Raw genomic sequence first — 20,811 nt, forward strand, 5'->3', positions numbered from 1 at the left:
ATCCACCACTCACGAGACAGCACATCTGGACCTGCACATGGCCTCGCCCTATCACTGAGGGATGAGATCGAGCGACAGGGCGAGGCCATGAACGACGAACTGGCGGTGGCGGCACTGACCGAAGCGCAGGCGCAAGACGAACTGGCGCGCCTTGCGGCGCTGTTGCAGCGGGCGAACAAACGCTATCACATCGACGACGCACCGGAGATATCAGACGCCGAGTATGACCGGCTGAAGCGTCGCAATTCCGAGATCGAGGTCCGGTTTCCCCATCTCAAACGCGGCGACAGCCCGTCCGACCAGATCGGCGCGCGCCCGGCCGACGGATTCGCCAAAGTCACCCATGCGGTTCGCATGTTGTCGCTGGGCAACGCCTTCGATGAAGAGGACGTGGCAGATTTCGACCGTTCGGTGCGAAAGTACCTTGGATTGGACGATGCCGCGCCGCTGGCCTACACCGCCGAGCCAAAGATCGACGGTCTGTCCCTGTCCCTGCGCTACGAAGGCGGCGCGCTTGTCCAGGCGGCAACGCGGGGCGACGGCGAAGTGGGGGAAAACGTCACCGCCAATGCCCGCACCGTTGCCGATATTCCGGATCGCATCGACGGCGCTCCGGGCATTCTGGAAGTGCGTGGCGAAGTCTATATGGCGCACGCGGATTTCGAGGCGCTGAATGCACGCCAGACCGAGAACGGCGGCAAGATCTTTGCCAATCCCCGCAACGCCGCCGCAGGATCCCTGCGACAGCTGGATGCGGACATCACGCGGTCGCGGCCGTTGAAATTCTTCGCCTATTCCTGGGGTGCGGTATCCGAGCCGCTGGCAGACACCCAGATGGACGCCATCGCACGAATGCGGGACATGGGGTTCCCGACGAATCCTCTGACGGTGTTGTGCGACTCGCTGCCGGATCTGATCGCCCATTACCGCGAGATCGAGGCACAACGCGCGACCCTGGGCTATGACATCGACGGGGTGGTCTACAAGGTCAACGATCTGGCCCTTCAGGCGCGTCTGGGGTTCCGCTCCACGACTCCGCGATGGGCCATCGCGCACAAGTTCCCGGCGGAGCTGGCCTGGACCCGGCTTGAGGCGATCGACATCCAGGTGGGGCGCACCGGCGCACTCAGCCCGGTCGCGCGGCTGTCGCCCGTGACCGTCGGCGGCGTGGTCGTGTCGAACGCGACCCTGCACAACGAGGATTACATCGCCGGCCGCGATGCCAAGGGAAATGCGATCCGCGACGGCAAGGACATCCGCGTTGGCGACTGGGTGCAGGTCTATCGCGCGGGCGACGTGATCCCCAAGGTCGCGGATGTGGACCTAAGCAAGCGGCCGCAGGATACCGTGCCCTATGAATTTCCGACCAAATGCCCGGAATGCGGCAGCGATGCCATCCGTGAAGAGGGCGATGCCGTGCGGCGTTGCGCCGGCGGCGTGATCTGCCCGGCACAGGCGGTCGAGAAGCTCAAGCATTTCGTGTCGCGCAAGGCGTTCGACATCGAAGGTCTGGGGGCCAAGCAGATCGAGATGTTCTATGACGATCCCGACCTGCCGGTGAAAACGCCGGTGGACATCTTCACCCTGCGGGAGCGGGACGCCGCCAACCTGACCAAACTGGCGAACCGCAAGGGCTGGGGCGCGCAAAGTGCCGCGAATCTTTGGACGGCGATCGAGGAAAAGCGCACCATTCCCTTTGCCCGCCTGCTTTTCGCCTTGGGTATTCGGCATGTGGGCGAGGCCGCCTCGAACCTGATCGCGAACCACTACGGCACTTGGGAAGAATTCGAACGCGCGATCACCGCCGCGCGCGACTTCGAAGGTCCGGATTGGGAAAACCTGCTGAGCATCGACGGCGTGGGCGAAGTGATGGCCCGCGCGCTGGTCTCTGCCTTTGCACAGGAAGCCGAACGTCAAAGCATCGACGCTCTGGTCGCGCAGCTGACGGTGCAAGAGGCGCGCAGGCCCGAGACCGAGGGCAGCCCGGTCGCGGGCAAGACGGTGGTCTTTACCGGTACCCTGGAAAGGATGACACGGGCCGAGGCCAAGGCGAGGGCCGAGGCCCTGGGCGCCAAGGTCGCCGGCTCGGTCAGCAAGAACACCGATCTGGTGGTGGCCGGCCCGGGGGCCGGCTCCAAGGCCAAAAAGGCGGCTGACTTGGGAATCGAGACGCTTGACGAAGACGAGTGGCTGCGGCTGATCGGGGACTCATGAAGGGGCGGCCGGAACAGCTTTTCCCGCTGTTTGCGGGGTTGGAAACGCTGGACGGCGTGGGGCCAAAGACCGCCCGGTTGATGGCCCAGCTTGATATCGAAACGCCGCGCGACGTGCTGTTCGCGTTGCCCTATGCGGTGGTGGACCGCCGTCGGCGGGACACGATCAAGGGTGCCGACATACCCTCCACCCTGACGGTGGAGGTGACGGTGGGCGCGCATCGACCGCCGCGCAGCAAGGGCGGGGCCTATCGGGTCTTCGTGGAGGACTCGCAGACGGATTTCCAGCTCGTGTTCTTTCACGCGCGCGGCGACTATGTGAAACGCGTCTTGCCGCAGGGCGCGCGCCGGGTGGTGTCGGGCAAGATCGAACTGTTCGACGGGATGGCCCAGATGGTGCATCCCGATCACATGCTGCCGGTGGAAGAGGCGGGCAGCATCCCGGATTTCGAGCCGGTCTATCACCTGACGCAAGGGGTCACGCAAAAGACCGCCTACAAGGCCGCGCAAAGTGCGCTGGCGCGGGCGCCCGATCTGGCCGAATGGATCGATCCGGCCCAGATCGCCCGCGAAGGTTGGCCAGGCTGGCTGCCGGCGATCCGGGCGGCCCACGCGCCGCGCGGGCTTGACGATGTGGTCGCGACGGCGCCCGCGCGGGCGCGGCTGGCCTATGACGAGCTGTTTGCGCACCAGTTGACATTGGCGCTGGCGCGTCTGCGCGAGCGCAAGGCGCGCGGGATCGTCAGTGTCGGTACTGGCGCCCTGCAATCGAAGGTTTTGGGCAGCTTGCCCTATCGCCCGACCGGCGCGCAGGTGCGCGCCATCGAGGAGATCGCCGCCGACATGGCCTCGGATGCGCGGATGAACCGTTTGCTGCAGGGGGACGTGGGGTCGGGCAAGACGCTGGTGGCGTTCATGGCGCTGCTGGTCGCCGTGGAAGCGGGCGGGCAGGGGGTGATGATGGCCCCGACCGAGATCCTCGCGCGGCAGCATCTCGAAGGGTTGCGTCCGCTGGCCGAAGAGGCGGGGGTGGTGCTGGAAATCCTGACCGGGCGCGACAAGGGGAGCGAGCGCAAGGCCAAGCTGGCGGCCCTGAGGAATGGCGACATCCACGTTCTGGTGGGCACGCACGCGGTGTTCCAGGGCGATGTGACGTTTCACGATCTGCGCCTTGCCATCATCGACGAACAGCACCGGTTTGGGGTACGGCAGCGGATGGAACTGGCCGAAAAAGGCGTCGCGGCCGACGTTCTGGTGATGACCGCCACGCCGATCCCGCGCAGCCTGGCGTTGGCGCAATACGGCGACATGGACGTTTCGGTGCTTGACGAAAAGCCGCCGGGGCGCAAGCCGGTCAAGACGGCCATTGTCAGCACGCAGCGCATGGACGAAGTCGTGGCGCATCTGCGCGCCGCCATCGAGGCGGGGCGGCAATGCTACTGGGTGTGCCCGCTGGTGGACGAATCCGAGGTTTCCGACCTGACTGCGGCAGAGGAGCGGTTCAAGCGGCTGCGGGCCACGCTGGGAGAGGGGGTGGTTGGCCTGGTTCACGGCCAGATGCCGCCGGCGGAAAAAGATGCGGCGATGGCCGCGTTTCAGGCGGGCCGGACCCAGGTGCTGGTGGCCACGACGGTGATCGAGGTGGGCGTCAACGTGCCCAACGCCACCATCATGGTGATCGAGCGGGCCGAGATCTTTGGCCTCGCGCAACTGCATCAGCTGCGAGGGCGAGTCGGGCGGGGCGATGCCGAATCGACCTGTCTGCTGATGTACCAGCCGCCGCTCAGCGAGGGCGGGCGCCGGCGGCTGGAAGTGCTGCGCGAGACCGAAGACGGGTTCCGCATCGCAGAGACCGACCTGGAGATGCGCGGCGCGGGCGACCTGATCGGCACCGCGCAATCGGGATTGCCCAAGTTCCGTATTGCCGACCTCGAACGGCAGGCCGGTCTCATGGCGGTGGCGCAATCCGACGCCCGTGCGCTGCTGGCCGCCGATCCCACGCTGACCTCGGACCGGGGCAGGGCGGCGCGTGTTCTTCTCTGGCTGATGAAACAGGACCAGGCGATCCGTTTGATTTCAGTCGGTTGAACGAAAAAGCACGAAAAGTTCGCAAATGTTCCTAAAAAGTTCTTTACAGACTCGCTCAAACATGAGAACAAAAGGTCAACAAAGTATTGAACCCTGACCGGAGGTGAGACCATGCTGACCCAGATCAAAACGGTGATGTCGCGGTGCCAGGGCACGCTGCTGCAGGATGCGGTGGGTGTTGCCTCGCTGGCGGTCATGCTGATGGTCGTACTGCACCTGCCCGGAGGATTCTGACGGTTTCTGCCTGCGATCTCGTGCCGGCCCGCCTGCATCTTTTCCCCATGTGATGCGAGGGTGACGACCTGTCCCAAGACCCTTGAGGGGCCATGCCTCGGCCCCGGAACGGCTATCCGGATCCCTCACGAGACACGCACAACCTGCCGCCGCCCTCTCCGCCCGGGAGGAGCGGCGGTTTTTTTGTCAGAGTTGCCCGGTCTGGATGATGTCGAGCATTGCCGACAGTACCGAATTGGCCGCGACCGAGGCCAGAATCATGCCCATGACCCGGCTGATGATGGCCGAACCGGCATGGCCGATGAGGCGTATGATCGGCTCGGCCAACAGCATCAGGACAAAGGCCGCGGCCAGTACGACCAACATGACCAATGCGGTGATGCCCTGATCGACGAGCGAGAACCGGCTGTTGTCGGTCAGCACCACGATGGCAAGCATGGCGCCGGGCGATGCGAGCGACGGAACCGCCAGCGGAAAGATGGCGGGGTTGGGCTTGTGCTGGTCCTCGGCGGTGTCCTCGGCGACCTGACGCTGATCCGCGCTCGGCTTGCTTTCTCCGAAGATCATGGTCAGCGCGAACAGGAACAGAATGATCCCGCCGGCGACCTGGAACGAATTCAGCCCGATGTCCAGCGCGTCGATCAGCAACTGACCGAGAACCAGGAAGAAAAGCAGGATGCCGGCGCTGACCAGGGCGGCCTGCATCGCCGTGCGGCGGCGCGCGGCGGCATCGAGGGAAGCCGTGACTGCGACAAAGACGGGAACGGTGCCGATCGGGTCGATCACCACCCAGAGCGTGACAAAGGATTCCAGCAGATGCGCCAAGATGACTGCCCCCTCATGACTTGAGGGAAGTCTACGAAACTCAAGACGAAAATGCCATGGTCAGGCACAGTTGGCCTGTTCCGCCTTTTCCATGGCCTCGGCCGTCGCTTCGAGGGTCAGCATGATCGAGGCGTGCCGGTTCTTGTAGTCGCGCGCGGGCATCAGTACTTCCAGCCCGTCGAAAGGCGCGTCGGGAACCGGTCCGTCATTCTTCAACATGGCCTTGAGTTGATCGCGCGCGGTTTCGACCTGCTCGCGCGTGGCGCCGATGATGGCGCCGCCCACCACCGATGCCGAAGCCTGACCCAGCGCGCAGGCTTTCACATCCTGACCGTAATCGACGATTCGGCCGTCCCGCACCTTGACATCCACGGTGACGGTCGAACCGCACAGGGGCGACCGTTTCTTGACCGTTGCGTCTGCATCGTCCAGCCGGTCGAGATGCGGAATATCCGCCGCAAGCGCCAGAATTCGGCCGGAATAGAGCTTGATCAGGTCGGTCTCGCCGGACATGGGTTTCCCTCGATGGCTGTTCCCAATACATAGTGGCCGAGTTCCGGGATGCAAAAGGTTTTTCCCATGCCCTTCGACCCTTCTTCGCTGACGTACAACGATGCTGGGCTGATCCCGGCGATCGCACAGGATGATGCCTCGGGCGAGGTGCTGATGATGGCGTGGATGAATGCCGAAGCGGTGGCGCAAACGCTGGAGACGCGGCGGGTCACTTACTGGTCGCGGTCGCGGCGGGCCTTCTGGATCAAGGGCGAAAGTTCGGGCCATGTGCAGGAATTGGTGGATTTGCGCGTGGATTGCGACCGGGATTGTCTGTTGCTGCGGGTTCGCCAGACCGGGCCGGCCTGCCACACCAATCGGCGGAGCTGCTTCTATACCGCGGTGCGGGAAGGCGACGAAGTCGAGTTGATGAAACCGATGACGTGACCGCCAAGGTCAGGGTGCTTGGGAATCCACTCTTTTTGAACCAAGGCCCGGAGGGGTCAGAGCCCCACCATCGAGCGGATGTCGCCAGGCGCCGCGCCGTCGGCACGGTATTTCGCGATGGCGCGGGCGTCGTCGCGTTTGGCCAGGCGTTTGCCGTTTTCGTCGCGGATCAGGCGATGGTGGTGGTAGACCGGCGTGGGCAGGCCGAGAAGTGCCTGAAGCAGAACGTGAATCGCGGTCGCGTCGAACAGATCCTCGCCGCGCGTGACGTGCGTGATCTCCTGGTCGGCGTCATCGATGACGACCGAAAGGTGATAGGAACCGCCCATGTTCCGGCGCACCAGAACGATGTCGCCCACGGCGCAAGCGAGCGCATCCGCGTCCAATTGGTGCGTCCCGGCATGGCCAGGGCCGGTCTCGTGAAACGAAAGCTCTCCGACGCGGGCGAGGGCTTTGCCCATGTCCAGCCGCAGAGAGTCGTCGGGCGTTGCATCGCTCAGGGACCGGGCCCGGCAGGTTCCGGGATAGATGCGCCCGTCCGGACCGAATTGCGGCACCCCCTCTTGCGGAGCACCGGCGGCGGCTTCGATATCGGCCCGGTTGCATTTGCAGGGATAGACAAGGCCCATCCTTGCAAGGCGGTCCACCGCCGTGCGGTATCGCGGCAGGCGTTCGGACTGGCGCATCACCGGTTCGGGCCATGTCAGACCCAGCCAGTGCAGATCGTCGAAAATCTGCGCCTCCCATTGGGGGCGTGCGCGGGATTGATCGATATCCTCGATCCGCAACATGAACCTGCCGCCCGCATCCGCGGCCATGTCAGATGCCAGCAGCGCCGAGAAGGCATGCCCCAGATGCAGCGGACCGGTGGGAGATGGCGCAAACCGAGTGGTGAAAGTCACGCTTTCTCAATAACGTATACGTCGGACTTCAAGTTCATGCCCGGCAAGTGCGGCCCGTGTTCCCGAAACAGCAGCCGCGCGGCGCCCATATCGAGCCACTCGTTCAACCGGCCGACATAGGCGGGGTCGGCCAGGGCGTGGTCGTTGAAGGAGAATGCCAGCAAACCGCCCTTTGGCAGGGCTTTCATCAGCAGGTCGAAGGTTTCCGGTGGCGCGGCGCCGACCCCGATCACGCCGATGGCGGTGATCGCCTTGTAGGCGCCCTCGGTCAGCGGTTCCGGATCGGTGATTTCAAAGCTGGCGAGGTTGCGATAGACGCCCTTGTCACGGGCGCCGTCCAGCATCTGCGGCGTCGGGTCCATGCCGTCGATGACGCGGTATCCCACGCGGGACAGCGCCGCGCCCGACAGCCCGGTGCCGCAGCCATAATCGAGTATCGGCGTGTCCGGTTCGGGCAGTTTCGACCACAACGCCTCGGCCACGCGACCGGGTGTTGCATAGCCCTGTTCCCCGACCTCGTCGTCATACGTGCCCGCCCACTTTTCGTAATGCGCCTTGGTCGCCTGTGGGGATTCGAGATTGTAGGTGTCTTTCAGAAATTTGTCGCTCATGCAGGCATGTTAGGCGGGTGCTGGAATTCCGTCCAGTCGGGAATGCGCAAGCCAGGTGGACCAGGCGGCCTTGGCGCGGTCGGTATAGGCCTTGTACCGGTCCTTGCGGCCTCGCCGCCCGCCTTTCAACCCATCGACCGGCCGGAACAGGCCGAAATTCACGTTCATCGGCTGGAATGTCTTGGCTTCGGCCCCGCCGGTGATGTGGTGGATCAGCGCACCCATGGCGCTGTCCTGCGGAACCGGGGGCAGGCGGTGGCCCAGGAATTCGGCCGCGGCAAGGCGTCCGGCCAGCAGACCCATCGCCGCGCTTTCGACATAGCCCTCGACCCCGGTGATCTGCCCGGCAAAGCGGATGTTCGGCCTGGATTTCAGCCGCATCTGTGCATCCAGCAAGGTGGGCGAGTTGATGAAGGTGTTGCGGTGAATGCCGCCCAGCCGGGCAAAGCTGGCATTCTCCAGCCCAGGGATCATCCGGAACACCTCGGTCTGCGCGCCGTATTTCATCTTGGTCTGGAAGCCCACGATGTTGAACAGCGTGCCCAAGGCGTTGTCGCGGCGCAGCTGCACCACGGCATAGGGTTTGATGTCCGGCTGGTGCGGATTGGTCAGACCCACCGGCTTCATCGGCCCATGGCGCAGGGTTTCGCGGCCGCGTTCGGCCATCACCTCGATCGGCAGGCAGCCGTCGAAATAGCCGGCGGTTTCGCCCTCGTGGAACTCGGTCTTGTCGGCGGCCAGCAGGGCGTCGATGAAGGCCTCGTACTGGTCGCGGTCCATCGGGCAGTTCAGATAGGCTGTGCGCTCTTCCTCGGTCTCGCCCTTGTCATAGCGCGACTGCATCCACGCCTTGCTCATGTCGATCGTATCGGCATAGACGATGGGTGCGATCGCGTCGAAAAAGGCGAGCGCCTCGGCGCCGGTCTGCGCACGGATCGCTTCACCCAGCGCGGTCGAGGTCAAGGGGCCGGTGGCAAAGATCCAGTTTCCCGTTTCCGGCAGCCCGGTGATTTCTTCCTCGGCTACGCTGATCCGGGGATGAGAGCGGAGCGCGGCGGTGACGGTCTCGGCGAAGGGGTCGCGATCCACGGCAAGGGCGCCGCCCGCCGGAAGACGGTGGGCATCGGCGGTCTTCATGATCAGGCTGCCGGCGGCGCGCATCTCCCAATGCAGCAGCCCGACGGCGTTCTGCTCGTGATCGTCGGATCGAAACGAGTTGGAGCAGACCATTTCGGCCAGGTTGCCGGTCTGGTGCGCAAAGGTGCCGACCTTTGGCCGCATTTCGTGAATGACCACGATTACGCCCATCTCGGCGGCCTGCCAGGCCGCTTCGGACCCGGCCATGCCGCCGCCCACGATATGCAATGATTCGCTCATGCCGTGCCAAATAGGACAGCGCAACGCTTCATGCAACGCCGGAGGCGGAGAGGGAGGCGGAGAGTCTGTGCGGTTCGGGGAACTTGGGGTCGCCGCTGCGGGAATGTCGTTGCCGGTGAGAGAAACCGGTCGGAGGGACCTTCCGCCCACGGCGACCCAAAAGTGTCGTCAAGGCCATTGCCTGAACAAACGACTGCCACAGTATTGCCGGTTTGAAAAGGAAAAACTGCCGACAATCGTAGCTTTTCGCCAAAAACGTTGACCTATTGGCGCCAATTCGGGTCGCGTTTCTCGATGAAAGCGGCGATTCCTTCTTCGGTGTCGCGGTTCAGCATGTTTTCCACCATGACCTCTCCGGTATAGGCGTACGCCTGTTCCAGCGGCATCTGGGCCTGTTGGTAGAACGCCTGTTTTCCGATCTTCACGGCGCTGCCCAGCTTGTCCGCCAGCGTATCGGCCAGGGTGCGGGTTTCTTCTTCGAGGGCATCCGCGGGAACTGCGCGGTTGATGAGGCCGAGTTCGGCGGCGCGCCGCGCATCGATGAACTGTCCGGTGGTCAGCATCTCGAAAGCCTGTTTGCGGGGGATGTTGCGGCTGAGCGCCACCATGGGCGTCGAACAGAACAGGCCTATATTGACGCCGTTGACACCAAACCGGGTGCCCTCGGCGGCGATGGCCAGATCACAGGTGGCGACCATCTGGCATCCGGCCGCCGTGGCGATTCCGTGCACCTGGGCGATCACGGGCTGGGGTATCTGCTGGATCGTCATCATCACGCGGGCGCACCGGTCGAAGAGATCCTTGAAATAGGCGCGACCGCGATCCTCGGCCTGGCGCCCGGCCGTCATCTGTTTCAGGTCGTGGCCCGCGCAAAAAGCCTTGCCGGCACCGGACAGGATCACCGCGCGCACGGATCTGTCGTCGCGCAGCGCGTCCAGTTCCGACTGCAGCGCGGCCAGCATCTCGTCGCTGAGCGCGTTCAGGCGCTCGGGCGCGTTCAGGCGCAGATGGCGCACCGCGCCGGTGTCGTGACGTTCCAATATTGTCATCTTGCTCTCCCCCGGAATCTCGGGACAACTCTAAGCCCAGCAGCGCAGGAGGAAAAGAATGACGTTGGCGATGAACAAGGAGGAACTGGCCGAATACCTGTCCGAGGTGTTTCCGCAGGTCAAAGAGGATTTCGCCATCGAAGAACTGACCGAGGACGCCGTGACCATGCGGCTGTTGACCGCCGAGCGGCATCTGCGGCCGGGCGGGACGGTGTCCGGGCCGGCCATGTTCGCCTTGGCCGATGTCTGCGTCTACGCCATGGTTCTGGCGCGGCTGGGTCGCATGGCGCTGGCGGTCACGACAAGCTGTTCCATGGACTTCATGCGCAAGCCATTGGGTGGGGCGCAGATGATCGCGGAATGCCGGCTGCTCAAGCTCGGACGAACTCTCGCGGTGGGGGATATCCTGATGTATTCGGACGGATCCGACAAACCCGTGGCCCGGGCGACGATGACCTATTCGATCCCGCCTGCCGGATCGGCGGCTGCGGCGGCGGGTTGAAAAAAGGCCGGGGAAGACCCCGGCCCAGGAAGCGGTCCCGAAGCGGGACAGGGGAACCCTAGATCTGCCAGAACTTCAGCGCGGATTCCTGCCGCGCCTGCATGCGGGTCAGGCCGACATCCCTGAGCAACCGGTCGTCCAGGTGGCTCAGGTTTATCCGGCTACGGCGACGTTGCTCCCATCTGGTCACGGCCGCGGCAAAACGCACGGCCACAGCAGCCAGCAACGGCAGCCGGGGGCTGGCGTTCAGCAGGGTCAGAGCGGTGGTGTGCATTGCGCGTGTCATGACGGATGTCCTTTCCAAATTGTATTGACACAATATGCGTGATATTGATACACGCACCTGATACACTCTGAATAATATCGCGATCAAAGGAAGAATTGTAATGGGTACAATTTGGCCGGATGCCTTACCGAAATCCAAGGGGCCGAAATACACGCTCGTCGCCGATGCAATTCGAAAAGCCGTGCAGGAAAAGACGCTGGAGGTGGGGGCGCGGCTCCCGCCGGTGCGGGAACTCGCTTATCGGCTGGGTATAACGCCGGGCACGGTGGCGCGGGCCTATTCCATCCTGACCGATGAAGGCGTTCTGCACGCCGAAGTGGGACGTGGCACATTCGTGGCGCCGCCAAAGGCACCGCTGCTGGACGATGTCTGGTCGCGCCAGCTGCACCTGCGGGATGACAAGTATGACGCAAACGTGAGCCTGTTCAGCCCGCGCCTGGCCGATGTGGGGCAGGTTTCATTGATCCGGGAATGCCTGCAGAAGGTGGCGCAGGGCGATCCGAACCTGTTTCTCAACTACCCGACCCGGGATGCCTACCAACCGGTCCGGCAGGCGGTGGTGGACTGGCTGTCGGATCTGCCGTTGGGGCCTTTGACCAGCGAAGACGTGGTGTTGACCCATGGCGGCCAGAACGGGCTGTGCGTGGTGTTCCAGACCGTTTTTAGCGGTGCGAAGCCCGTCGTATTGGTCGAGGATCTGTCCTATGCCGGCTTCCGCCGCGCGGGCGAATTGATGCGGGCCGAAGTCGTTGGCATCCGGATGGACAAATGGGGTATCGAACCCGGCGATCTGGACCGGACTCTGCGTCAAACGCCGGCCCAAGCCGTCTGTGTTTCGCCCGAAGTCCAGAATCCGACCGGCAGCCATTCGCCGCTGGAGCGGCGCAAAGAGGTGGTCGAAGTCGCCCGCCGCCACGGTCTGCAGATCATCGAGGATGACTGCTATCGGATGGGCGACGCGCGCGCACCGAGCTATCGCGCCCTTGCGCCCGAGCGGGGTTGGCATGTCTCGTCGATCTCGAAGACCCTGACACCGGCGCTGCGCGTCGGTTTCGCCATCGCGCCGCAGGGTCGCAGCGCCGATCTGCGCCGCTCGGCGGAGTACGGGTATTTCGGGCTGGCGCAGCCCCTGGCGGAATTGACCCGCCTGCTGCTCTGTGATCCGCGGACGCGACAACTGGCGCAGGACGTGCGCGACAGGATGGCCGACTATGTTCGCGTGGCCGTCAACGCCTTGGGCGGATTCGATCTGATCTGGGATCCGCAGGTGCCGTTCGTTTGGCTGAAACTGCCTTCGGGCTGGCGTTCGGCCGCCTTCAGCCGTGCCGCGGAACGCGAGGGCATACAGTTGCGGTCGGCCGACGAATTTGCATTGCGCGATGGGCGCGCGCCGAATGCCGTGCGCATCGCCATGAACGGGCATGTCCCGCTGGACGTATTCGAAGACGCGATGCTGCGGCTGCGCGGATTGCTCGACAACCCGCCCGAACAGATCAGCGTATAGGGTTCTGGCGTGGGGTAAAATGATACCTATTTGTTAAGTTATTGAAACAGCATAGATAATCTATTCAAACCGCACTTGACGTGAGCGCGTGACAAAAATAAAACCCCTGCATCGAATTCGGACCGGTCTGGCCCTCAGGCCGGTCTTTCACATCAAACAGGATTGTCCTGACATGAAAACCTTTTCTGCAACTCCTGCAGACATCGACAAGAAATGGATCCTGATCGACGCCGAGGGCGTTGTTCTGGGCCGTCTTGCCTCGATCGTCGCCATGCGCTTGCGTGGCAAGCACAAGCCCTCGTTCACCCCGCATATGGACATGGGCGACAACGTCATCGTCATCAACGCCGACAAGATCCAGATGACCGGCAAGAAGCGCGAAGAGAACTTCTACTGGCACACTGGCCATCCGGGCGGCATCAAGTCGCGCACCAAGCAGCAGATCCTGGAAGGTGCGCATCCCGAGCGCGTGGTCTATCAGGCCGTCAAGCGCATGCTGCCGGGCAACCGTCTGTCGCGCAAGCAGATGACCAACCTGCGCATCTATGCCGGTGCCGAGCACCCGCACGAAGCCCAGGCCCCCGAAGTTCTGGATGTCAAATCCATGAACAAGAAAAACACCCGGAGCTAATGACCGATGGCTGATCAGATCAACACTCTCGAAGAGCTGAGCGCCGTCGCAGGCGTTGAAACCGTGGCCGAAGAAACCGTCGTGCGCGAGCCCGTGCGTGACGAACTTGGCCGCTCCTATGCAACCGGCAAGCGGAAAGACGCCGTGGCCCGCGTGTGGATCAAGCCGGGTTCCGGTAAGGTCACCGTGAACGGCAAGGACCAGGACGAATACTTCGCGCGCCCGGTGCTGCAGCTGATCCTGCGCCAGCCGTTCCAGGTTGCCGGCGTCGAAGGCGAGTTCGACGTGGTCGCAACCGTCAAGGGCGGTGGCCTGACCGGTCAGGCCGGTGCGGTCAAGCACGGCATCTCGAAGGCTCTGCAACTGTACGACCCGAACCTGCGCGGCGCGCTGAAAGCCGCCGGCTTCCTGACCCGCGACAGCCGCGTCGTGGAGCGCAAGAAGTACGGCAAGCGCAAAGCCCGCCGCTCGTTCCAGTTCTCGAAGCGTTAAGGTTCGAATCCGGCAATTCCGAAAGGGCCGCGAGGTTTTCGCGGCCCTTTCTTTTGTCCGCGGCTCTATCGACAGGGGACGGCGGGTGCGGCTATGCAGTCAGGCGAAACCGCAGACGGGCCGATCGTCAGGCCGCTAAGGGGATGGTTGTGCAATCAGACGCAGCAGGATCGAAACCGGGCATATTCTTCATCAATCTCGACCGTGTGCCGGAGCGGCGGAATTACATGGAGGCGCAGTTTCGCGCCCAGGGTGTGAACGCGGTCCGCTTCGCCGCCGTGGATGCCAGCCAGTCCGGAGCCCTTGACGCCAGTGGCTACGTGCCCGGCAGTGGTGCTCGGTGGGGTCTCAAGCGCAGCGAGATCGCGGTCTTTGAAAGCCATCGGGCCATATGGAAGCGCGCGCTCGCGGATGGGCTTGCTGCGGTAGCGGTCTTTGAGGACGACGTTGAGATGTCGTCCGGATTGGGCCGGGTGCTGGTGCGGGTCTTGGATGCATCGGACGGTTTCGATCTGGTCAAATTGGATTATTCACCGCGCGCTTTGCGGTTCGGTCCTGAAACCGTGCTGAACGGCGTCACGCTGCGCCCGATGCTGGAGATGGCCCCAAGTGCCGCGGCCTACGTCCTGTCGAAGCAGGGATGCCGCAAACTATTGGACTGGTCGGTGCGCTATTCGGACCATCTGGATGATTTCATCTCTCTCCCTCGTGCCGGTTGGCGCATGTATCAGGTCTTTCCGGCGGTCGGCGTGCAACTGATCTGGTCGAAATCCGGCAGCGAGTCCGCCGAGGTCATCAGGACCAGCGAACGGGAGTCCGATCCGGCCCTCAATCGCGGTCTCGAAAAGGGCCCGATCTGGTTCCGCCTGCGCCGGGAGCTTCTGGCTGCGGGCCGCAAGGTGCGGTGGAGGTTGGGCGCCGAAAGCCGTCTGATCCGCGACGGTGGACACGCGGGCTACATTCCCTGCGCCGAAGACCTGCGGGTGTAACCGCTCTGGAATTCGCGATGCATTGAACTTGGCATCTTGTTCGGCCGGTCGCTCGGGCTCGCCCGTAATTTAGTTAACAATCCATGCTTATTGCATTATGTTGCTTGGAAATTTTGGAAACAAAGCGGCTGAGGGCGATGGGCCAGACGATTTACGAGAAGTACGGCGGCTTCAAGACGATCAGCCGCATCGTCATGAGGTTCTACGAAATGGCGTTGGATTCCGAACAGATAGGAGACTATTTCGCCGATATCGACCTGCCGCGGCTGATCGATCACCAGACCAAGTTCATTTCTTCGCTGGTCGGCGGTCCTGCCTCGTTCAGCGATGATCGGATCGAGGCGGTTCATCGTCATCTCAACATCAGCCACGCGGACTTCGACGAAATGGCCGAGTTGTTCGCCGAGGCCCTGAAGCAGCATGGCATGGCCGACGAGGATATCCGAAGCGCCTTGGCTGCGATCGAGGAAAAGCGCTCCATCATCGTCGTTCGTAACGCGGCATGAGCATTTCCGCCATCAACGAACACCTTCTTCGTGCGATCGGGGTCGGTATTGCGGTCGTTCGCGCCTCGGACCTGAGTTTCGTGTTCCAGAACGAACCCTTCGCGGAGTGGTTCGGCACGCCGGAAGTCGGCGCAACCCTGATCGATGTGATCGAAGGTCTGGATGAGGCGGAACTGGACAATGTCCGCAACACCGGTTTGCGGTACACGGCAGAACTGCAGATCAAGCCGAAACGGCGCACGTTGATCTTTGCGATCACCATTTCGCTGGCCAATTCCCTGGATGAAAAGATCCTCGTCATCGAGTGCCAGAACATCACGCGCATCCGCGAACTCGAAAGCATGATCGACAGCTATTCGACCATGGTCGAGCGGAACACGCGCGAGTTGGAGAGAGAAAAGGAGCGGGTTGAGCGGCTGTTGCTCAACCTCATGCCCAGATCGGTCTATGAGGAGTTCAAGACCTTCGGCGTCGTGACGCCGCAGCTCTACAAGGACGTGTCGGTGGTGATGCTGGATTTCGTCGATTTCACCGACTTCGCGGCAAGAACCGACCCCACGATCACGCTGGGGGAACTGAACGATATCTTCACGGCGTTCGACCGGATCGTGGAGCAATATGGCTGCGAACGGATCAAGACCATCGGGGACGCCTATCTGGCAGTGTCGGGAATGCCCGACCCCACGCCGGACCACGCCACGGCCGTGGCGCATTGCGCGATCCGCTTCCTGCGCTATCTGGAACGCCGCAACGAAAGCCATCCGCACAAGTGGCGGGCGCGCATCGGCCTGGGGACCGGCGCGGCGGTCGGGTCCGTCGTCGGGATTCAGAAATACGTCTATGACGTGTTCGGGCCGGCGGTGAACATGGCCTCGCGCCTGCAGGTGTTCGCCAATCCGATGAACATCGTCGCCCCGGAAGAAATGAAATTCGCCCTGATCGACGAGTTCCAGGTGTCTGACCTGGGGGCGGTGGACATCAAGGGCATGGGCGAGGTGGAATTGATCAACGTCAGCGCCCCGCTGCGGTCGCCGCAGCCGGGTTCGCGCTTCTAGGCACCAAATCGGGCAGGCAAGCTCTATCCGTCGGGTGGGATCAGGCCCAAACCCCGCAGATAGATACCGATCCCGGTTTCCAGAAGGTCTTCGGGCGGGAACGGCGAGGCGGTCCCGGTGTTGCGCGCATAAAGCTCGACCACACCGTGGCTCATCGCCCAGATATGCGCGCTGAACATCGACGCAGGGGGGCGTTTTTCCGGCGGGATGTGTTCGGACAGGTCCGCGGCCGCCTTTTCCAGCACATTCCTGGCGCGGTTAGCCGCCGCGGCGAGCTCCGGCGTGCGGTTGAAGGAAACGCCGCTTTCGAACATGGCGATGTAATGACCTGGGTGTTTGCGGGCAAAGGCCAGATAGGCGCGACCGGTGGCCTCGAAAGCGGCCAGCGCCGAAGGCTGGCCCTTGTCATAGGCGTATTGCATCAGGTCGGCGAACATCTCGAACCCTTGCCGTGCGGCTTCGGCGATCAGGTCTTCGCGCCCTTCGAAATGGCGATAGACCGCAGCCGGCGTCACGCCCGCAGTCTTGGCCGCTTCGGAAAGGGTGAAACCCGTCGGCCCTTTTTCTTCGATCAGCTTCAGCGCCGCGTCGATCAAGGCCTGTTTGAGATTGCCGTGGTGGTAGCCGCGTTTAGACATCCCAGATTTCCGGTCCTCCGCAAATCCTGGAGTCGATCGCACCGATCGCTTTCGCGTCCTTTTCGTCATAGTCCATGGCGTGCAACACGGTTCGGATCGCGGCAAGGCGGGCGCGCTTCTTGTCGTCCGAGCGCACGACGGTCCATGGGCAGGTCTCGGAATGGGTCCGGGTCAGGGTTTCTGCGATGGAGGCGGAGTATTCGTCCCATTTCTCCAGGCCCGCCACGTCAATAGGGCTGAGTTTCCAGTGTTTTAGAGGATCTTCTTCGCGCGCGAGAAATCTGCGGAGCTGCTCGGCGCGGCCGACGTTGAGCCAGAACTTGAAAAGGCGGATTCCGTCGTTCACAAGACCCGTTTCCAAGGGCAGAACCTGACGGAAGAATCGTTCGCGTTCGTCGTTTTCGCAAAAGCCGAAGACATGCTCGACCACCCCGCGATTGTACCAGCTGCGGTCAAAAAACACGATCTCGCCGGCCGAGGGCAGATGATGGATGTAGCGCTGAAAATACCATTGCGTGCGCTCGGCGTCCGAGGGTTTCGCGAGCGCGACGACGCGGGCGCCACGCGGGTTCAGGTTCTCGCGAAACCGCTTGATGGTCCCGCCCTTGCCCGCGGCATCGCGACCTTCGAAAATGACGGCGATGCGCTGGCCGGTTTCCTTGATCCAGGACTGCATCTTGACGAGTTCGATCTGAAGGGCCTCCATCTCGTCGTCGTAGTCCGAGCCCTTCATCTCTTCGCGATAGGGATAGGTTTCCGACAGGATGTCGTCCTTTCCACCTTGGTCGATGGCCTTTCTGACATCGGCCGGGGCCTTTTTCTTGTAGTAGGTTGCAATCGCGCCGTGTTTTGGCCGGGCCATGGGGTGCCTCCCAATGATTTCCGTATCTTACTATGGGATGTGAATCCGATTAACGCAAACCCGCACGTGTCGCGGCGCGATCTATGGCCGCGACGGTTTCGGGAACCGAAACCACCTGCGGCATGTGCCCCATGTCTTCGACGACGGTCAGGTGAGCGCCGGGAATCTGGCGGGCCAGCGCGTCCGAATGCAGGTTCAGATCGACCGTGTCATCGGCGGTTCCGTGGATGATTTCGACCGGCACGGTGATTTCGCCATAGCGCGGTTGCAGCGCGATGATTTCGTCCAGCAGGTTTGCCCGCTGCCGGGCATTGGCGCGCATTGACTCGCGGCGCAGCGTCAGGCCGGGACCAAAATGGTCGGCGTAGCCTTCGGGCACGGCCTGAGGCGCAAAGACCGAGGCGAGGGCGCTGCTGACGAACGAGTCCGGGACAAAAGCCGTGACCAGCGGCGGCACCAGTCTGGACCCGACCGGGTTGGAGGCCACACGGTTGAAGAGATCCAGCGGCGTTGACCACGGGTTCGAGGCCGCCGCGATGGGAACCAGCGCGGCCACCTTGTCGGGGTGTTCGACCGCCCAGGCCAGCGCCACGGCGCCGCCATAGCTTTGGCCCGCGACGATGGGTTTCTCGGCCCCCAGTTGTGCCGCCGCCTTCTGCAGGATGTCGGCTTGCTCCCAGATGGTCTCACCATCGGGATTGAAACTCTCGGAATAGCCCAGGCCGGGACGGTCGAAGACGATGACGCGATAGTTTTCGGCCAAAGCCGGCGCCAGCGCAAAGGTCATGTCCCGCGTGTTGCCGGACGATCCGTGGATGAGAACCACATCGGGTCCGTCGCCCATCACGACGGCATGAACCTGAGTACCGTCCACCGTGATCAGTTGCCCCTCGGGCGGAAATTCGGCTTCGGCGCGGGCTTCGTGCCGGGCCGCGCGCCAGAGCGTCAGCACGGTCAGGCCCAGGATCGCCAGGGCCAGGAATATCAGCAGCTTACCGGCCAATTTCGTCCAGGGCAAAAGGTGTGGTCTGATAGATCTCGTTGATCCAGTTGCCGTAGAGCAGGTGGGCGTGGCTGCGCCACCGGTTCTGCGGGGTACGGGTGGGGTCGTCGCCCGGGTAGTAGTTGATCGGCACGTTGATCGGCGTTCCATTCGCCACGTCCCGGTCGTATTCCTGTTTCAGCGTGTCGCTGTCATATTCGAAGTGGTTGAAGATGTAGAGCGCGCGATGCGCGAGATCCTCGACCAGGCAAGGGCCGACCTCGTCGCTGCCGAGCAGCGTGCGCAGAGCCGGAACCGCGTCGATCTCGGCCTGTTTCATTTCGGTCCAGCGGCTGACGGGAATGACGCAGTCGTCCGAAAACCCGCGCAGAAAGGGCGAGGCGGGCGCGAGGTTCTGATGCCGGAAACACCCGAAAGCCTTGGCATCCAGCATGTGTTTGCGGACGCCATGGAAATGGTTGATCATCGCCATACCGCCCCAGCAGACCCCGAAGGTGGAATGCACGTTGGTCTGGGTCCAGTCGAAGACCTCGCGCAGTTCGTCCCAATACGTGACCTCGGCAAATTCCAGATGCTCGATCGGCGCGCCGGTGATGATGAGACCGTCGAATTTCTCGCCCTTCACCTCCTGAAAGGGGCGATAGAACTCCTCCATGTGTTCGGCGGCGGTGTTCTTTGTCTGGTGCTCGGTCATGCGGATCAGGCTCAACTCGATCTGCAGGGGCGTGGCGCCGATCAGACGGGCGAACTGGTTTTCCGTCTGGATCTTCTTGGGCATCAGGTTGAGCAGGCCGATATGCAGCGGACGGATGTCCTGCCGCATGGCCTGATCCTCGGACATGACCATGACGCCCTCACGCGTGAGGACGTCATAGGCGGGCAGGTCGGCGGGGATCTTGATGGGCATCTGTCGGGGTTTCTTCGCTGCGGGTGAACCTGGGAAACTAGGGGCGGAGGGGCTGGGCCTCAAGGGTGCGCTCGATCAATTCGTCAAAATCCGAGGCATCGCGCACATTCCCCATGTCATCCGCCGTGACCGTGACGCCCCAGTTGCGCGCCATCGCCTCGTATCGTGGCTGACGGTGCGCCATGGCCTTGGCATAGGTCCAGCGAATGAAGGCGTCCGGATCGACCTCGTTCTCGGCACAACCGTTCCGGGCAAGGTATTCGTCCCAGACGCGGGTCAGGAATTCCGGCTGATAGGACATCGGCTTGGGCGCCTTGTCGAAGCGCCGGATCAGCCGTTCGGTATGGGCGTCGTCGCCCTTGATCCAGATCATGAGCGTATGGCGCGACAATTCCGACAGCACCTGATCCCTGGGGTCGTCGGGATCCACCCATTCGCAGATCGACCCGCCGGTGTCGCAGATGAAATGCGGGTAGCCATAAAGGCGCCGCGCCCGGTCGATGAAATACTCGGTATCCAGAAGGGCGTGGATTTCGGCCATGCGGAACTGTTCCTGCCGTCGGCGGTACTCGGCGATCTCGAGCCCGCCCCGCGCGGGGTTGCCCGGTTTTCCGAGATAGGTCGAGACCGGCGTCAGATTGTCGAAAGAGATGTTCGAGCCGATGTAGATCGAATCCGACAGAAGCAGATCGCGCAAGAACGGCACCTTCATGGCTTCGGCCTTGGCGTTGTCGGTGATGTACTCGCCCATGTAGCGGGTGCCGATGCGGTAGTCGATCGAGTAGTGGAACCATTGGCCCTGGTCGCGCAGGATGTTCGAGACATAGGTCTTGCCCAGCCCCGACATGCCAAAGAACAGCACCTTCTTGCGCGCCGCGTCGCACCAATCCTTCGCCGAGCCGTAGATCATGCCCCACCTTTCCTTTGCGTCATTGCTAATTCGGGGGGCAGGCGGCGTCAATTGCGGCCCGAACGGTTGAGGATGACAAGGCCGAGGGCGAGAAGGCCAAAACCCACAAAGGCTTGTGGGCCGAGCGCCTCGTCGCGCAGAACAGCCCCGAGAACGATGGCGACCGGCGGAATGATCAGCGTGACCAGCATCAGGTTGCCGCTGCCGGCCATGGCCAGAACCCGGTAGTAAAGCAGATAGGCGCCAGCGGTGGCGATCAGGGAATAGTACGCGATGGCGATCCAAGTG

Annotated in this window: 24 protein-coding genes; 11 read left to right on the plus strand and 13 right to left on the minus strand. The window is 62.9% G+C overall.

All coding sequences use genetic code 11. The annotated features are described in order from the left end of the window. Window positions 1-87: 87 nt before the first annotated feature. The 3 genes from ligA to AC2FNJ_RS02720 all read left to right on the plus strand — a co-directional run bounded on the left by ligA (window position 88) and on the right by AC2FNJ_RS02720 (window position 4,535). A complete protein-coding gene (gene ligA / locus AC2FNJ_RS02710) occupies window positions 88-2,214 on the plus strand; it encodes an NAD-dependent DNA ligase LigA (RefSeq protein WP_496762212.1) in 2,127 nt (708 codons plus the stop codon). Beyond that, complete coding sequence (gene recG / locus AC2FNJ_RS02715) at window positions 2,211-4,301, plus strand: ATP-dependent DNA helicase RecG (RefSeq protein ID WP_496762253.1); 2,091 nt, start codon at window positions 2,211-2,213, stop codon at window positions 4,299-4,301. The genes ligA and recG overlap by 4 nt, the downstream gene beginning before the upstream one ends. 111 nt (window positions 4,302-4,412) lie before the next feature. Beyond that, window positions 4,413-4,535 carry a hypothetical protein gene (locus tag AC2FNJ_RS02720; protein ID WP_496762214.1) on the plus strand — a complete coding sequence of 41 codons (123 nt, stop codon included), beginning with the start codon at window positions 4,413-4,415 and terminating at the stop codon, window positions 4,533-4,535. A gap of 186 nt (window positions 4,536-4,721) precedes the next feature. Here the strand turns inward: AC2FNJ_RS02720 and AC2FNJ_RS02725 are convergent, their stop codons facing one another. Both AC2FNJ_RS02725 and AC2FNJ_RS02730 read right to left on the minus strand, forming a co-directional pair. Further along, entirely contained in the window at window positions 4,722-5,360 is a 639-nt protein-coding gene (locus AC2FNJ_RS02725; RefSeq protein ID WP_496762216.1) for a MarC family protein, read from the minus strand. A gap of 60 nt (window positions 5,361-5,420) precedes the next feature. Next, the gene (locus AC2FNJ_RS02730; RefSeq protein ID WP_496762218.1) at window positions 5,421-5,873 is read right to left on the minus strand and encodes an iron-sulfur cluster assembly scaffold protein; all 453 of its coding nucleotides are present in this window, start codon (window positions 5,871-5,873) and stop codon (window positions 5,421-5,423) included. 66 nt (window positions 5,874-5,939) lie between these two features. Between AC2FNJ_RS02730 and hisI the strand changes: the two genes are divergently transcribed. Continuing rightward, a complete protein-coding gene (gene hisI / locus AC2FNJ_RS02735; RefSeq protein WP_496762220.1) occupies window positions 5,940-6,299 on the plus strand; it encodes a phosphoribosyl-AMP cyclohydrolase in 360 nt (119 codons plus the stop codon). A 56-nt stretch (window positions 6,300-6,355) separates the two neighbouring features. Here the strand turns inward: hisI and gluQRS are convergent, their stop codons facing one another. The 4 genes from gluQRS to AC2FNJ_RS02755 all read right to left on the minus strand — a co-directional run bounded on the left by gluQRS (window position 6,356) and on the right by AC2FNJ_RS02755 (window position 10,238). Continuing rightward, window positions 6,356-7,201, minus strand: coding sequence for a tRNA glutamyl-Q(34) synthetase GluQRS (gene gluQRS / locus AC2FNJ_RS02740; RefSeq protein ID WP_496762222.1), 846 nt, complete (start codon window positions 7,199-7,201; stop codon window positions 6,356-6,358). Continuing rightward, window positions 7,198-7,812, minus strand: a complete 615-nt coding sequence (locus tag AC2FNJ_RS02745; protein WP_496762224.1) for a class I SAM-dependent DNA methyltransferase — start codon at window positions 7,810-7,812, stop codon at window positions 7,198-7,200. The genes gluQRS and AC2FNJ_RS02745 overlap by 4 nt, the downstream gene beginning before the upstream one ends. A 9-nt stretch (window positions 7,813-7,821) precedes the next feature. Then, window positions 7,822-9,189: a methylenetetrahydrofolate--tRNA-(uracil(54)-C(5))-methyltransferase (FADH(2)-oxidizing) TrmFO gene (gene trmFO / locus AC2FNJ_RS02750; RefSeq protein WP_496762226.1), complete on the minus strand. Its 1,368-nt coding sequence runs from the start codon at window positions 9,187-9,189 to the stop codon at window positions 7,822-7,824. 263 nt (window positions 9,190-9,452) lie between these two features. Continuing rightward, window positions 9,453-10,238: an enoyl-CoA hydratase gene (locus AC2FNJ_RS02755; RefSeq protein ID WP_496762227.1), complete on the minus strand. Its 786-nt coding sequence runs from the start codon at window positions 10,236-10,238 to the stop codon at window positions 9,453-9,455. 58 nt (window positions 10,239-10,296) lie between these two features. Between AC2FNJ_RS02755 and AC2FNJ_RS02760 the strand changes: the two genes are divergently transcribed. Further along, the gene (locus AC2FNJ_RS02760; RefSeq protein ID WP_496762228.1) at window positions 10,297-10,740 is read left to right on the plus strand and encodes a PaaI family thioesterase; all 444 of its coding nucleotides are present in this window, start codon (window positions 10,297-10,299) and stop codon (window positions 10,738-10,740) included. A gap of 58 nt (window positions 10,741-10,798) precedes the next feature. Here the strand turns inward: AC2FNJ_RS02760 and AC2FNJ_RS02765 are convergent, their stop codons facing one another. Beyond that, window positions 10,799-11,026, minus strand: a complete 228-nt coding sequence (locus AC2FNJ_RS02765) for a DUF1127 domain-containing protein (RefSeq protein WP_496762229.1) — start codon at window positions 11,024-11,026, stop codon at window positions 10,799-10,801. A 100-nt stretch (window positions 11,027-11,126) separates the two neighbouring features. On the opposite strand from AC2FNJ_RS02765, the gene AC2FNJ_RS02770 reads away from it, so the two are divergent. The 6 genes from AC2FNJ_RS02770 to AC2FNJ_RS02795 all read left to right on the plus strand — a co-directional run bounded on the left by AC2FNJ_RS02770 (window position 11,127) and on the right by AC2FNJ_RS02795 (window position 16,203). Next, window positions 11,127-12,530: an aminotransferase-like domain-containing protein gene (locus tag AC2FNJ_RS02770; protein WP_496762231.1), complete on the plus strand. Its 1,404-nt coding sequence runs from the start codon at window positions 11,127-11,129 to the stop codon at window positions 12,528-12,530. A gap of 172 nt (window positions 12,531-12,702) precedes the next feature. After that, window positions 12,703-13,161: a 50S ribosomal protein L13 gene (gene rplM, locus AC2FNJ_RS02775; protein WP_496762232.1), complete on the plus strand. Its 459-nt coding sequence runs from the start codon at window positions 12,703-12,705 to the stop codon at window positions 13,159-13,161. A 6-nt stretch (window positions 13,162-13,167) separates the two neighbouring features. Next, window positions 13,168-13,653, plus strand: a complete 486-nt coding sequence (rpsI, locus tag AC2FNJ_RS02780; protein WP_496762233.1) for a 30S ribosomal protein S9 — start codon at window positions 13,168-13,170, stop codon at window positions 13,651-13,653. Window positions 13,654-13,802: 149 nt separating this feature from the next. Then, a complete protein-coding gene (locus AC2FNJ_RS02785; protein WP_496762235.1) occupies window positions 13,803-14,642 on the plus strand; it encodes a glycosyltransferase family 25 protein in 840 nt (279 codons plus the stop codon). 137 nt (window positions 14,643-14,779) lie between these two features. After that, a complete protein-coding gene (locus AC2FNJ_RS02790; RefSeq protein ID WP_496762237.1) occupies window positions 14,780-15,148 on the plus strand; it encodes a group I truncated hemoglobin in 369 nt (122 codons plus the stop codon). Further along, window positions 15,145-16,203 (plus strand): adenylate/guanylate cyclase domain-containing protein, encoded by a 1,059-nt coding sequence (locus AC2FNJ_RS02795; RefSeq protein WP_496762238.1) that lies wholly within the window; start codon window positions 15,145-15,147, stop codon window positions 16,201-16,203. The genes AC2FNJ_RS02790 and AC2FNJ_RS02795 overlap by 4 nt, the downstream gene beginning before the upstream one ends. 23 nt (window positions 16,204-16,226) lie before the next feature. Here the strand turns inward: AC2FNJ_RS02795 and AC2FNJ_RS02800 are convergent, their stop codons facing one another. The 6 genes from AC2FNJ_RS02800 to AC2FNJ_RS02825 form a co-directional block, all read right to left on the minus strand. Beyond that, a complete protein-coding gene (locus AC2FNJ_RS02800; RefSeq protein WP_496762239.1) occupies window positions 16,227-16,841 on the minus strand; it encodes a TetR/AcrR family transcriptional regulator in 615 nt (204 codons plus the stop codon). Further along, a complete protein-coding gene (ppk2, locus tag AC2FNJ_RS02805) occupies window positions 16,834-17,703 on the minus strand; it encodes a polyphosphate kinase 2 (protein ID WP_496762241.1) in 870 nt (289 codons plus the stop codon). Before ppk2 ends, AC2FNJ_RS02800 begins: the two co-directional genes overlap by 8 nt. Window positions 17,704-17,752: 49 nt before the next feature. Beyond that, window positions 17,753-18,706: an alpha/beta fold hydrolase gene (locus AC2FNJ_RS02810; protein ID WP_496762242.1), complete on the minus strand. Its 954-nt coding sequence runs from the start codon at window positions 18,704-18,706 to the stop codon at window positions 17,753-17,755. Continuing rightward, the gene (gene metA / locus AC2FNJ_RS02815) at window positions 18,696-19,613 is read right to left on the minus strand and encodes a homoserine O-acetyltransferase MetA (RefSeq protein ID WP_496762244.1); all 918 of its coding nucleotides are present in this window, start codon (window positions 19,611-19,613) and stop codon (window positions 18,696-18,698) included. Before metA ends, AC2FNJ_RS02810 begins: the two co-directional genes overlap by 11 nt. A gap of 37 nt (window positions 19,614-19,650) precedes the next feature. Further along, on the minus strand, window positions 19,651-20,523 hold the full coding sequence (locus AC2FNJ_RS02820) for an ATPase (protein WP_496762245.1): 873 nt from the start codon (window positions 20,521-20,523) through the stop codon (window positions 19,651-19,653). A gap of 47 nt (window positions 20,524-20,570) precedes the next feature. Beyond that, window positions 20,571-20,811 (minus strand): EamA family transporter (locus tag AC2FNJ_RS02825; RefSeq protein ID WP_496762247.1); only part of this gene is annotated, 241 nt, incomplete at its 5' end.

It is taken from the genome of Ruegeria sp. BHSB196 (assembly GCF_059613135.1).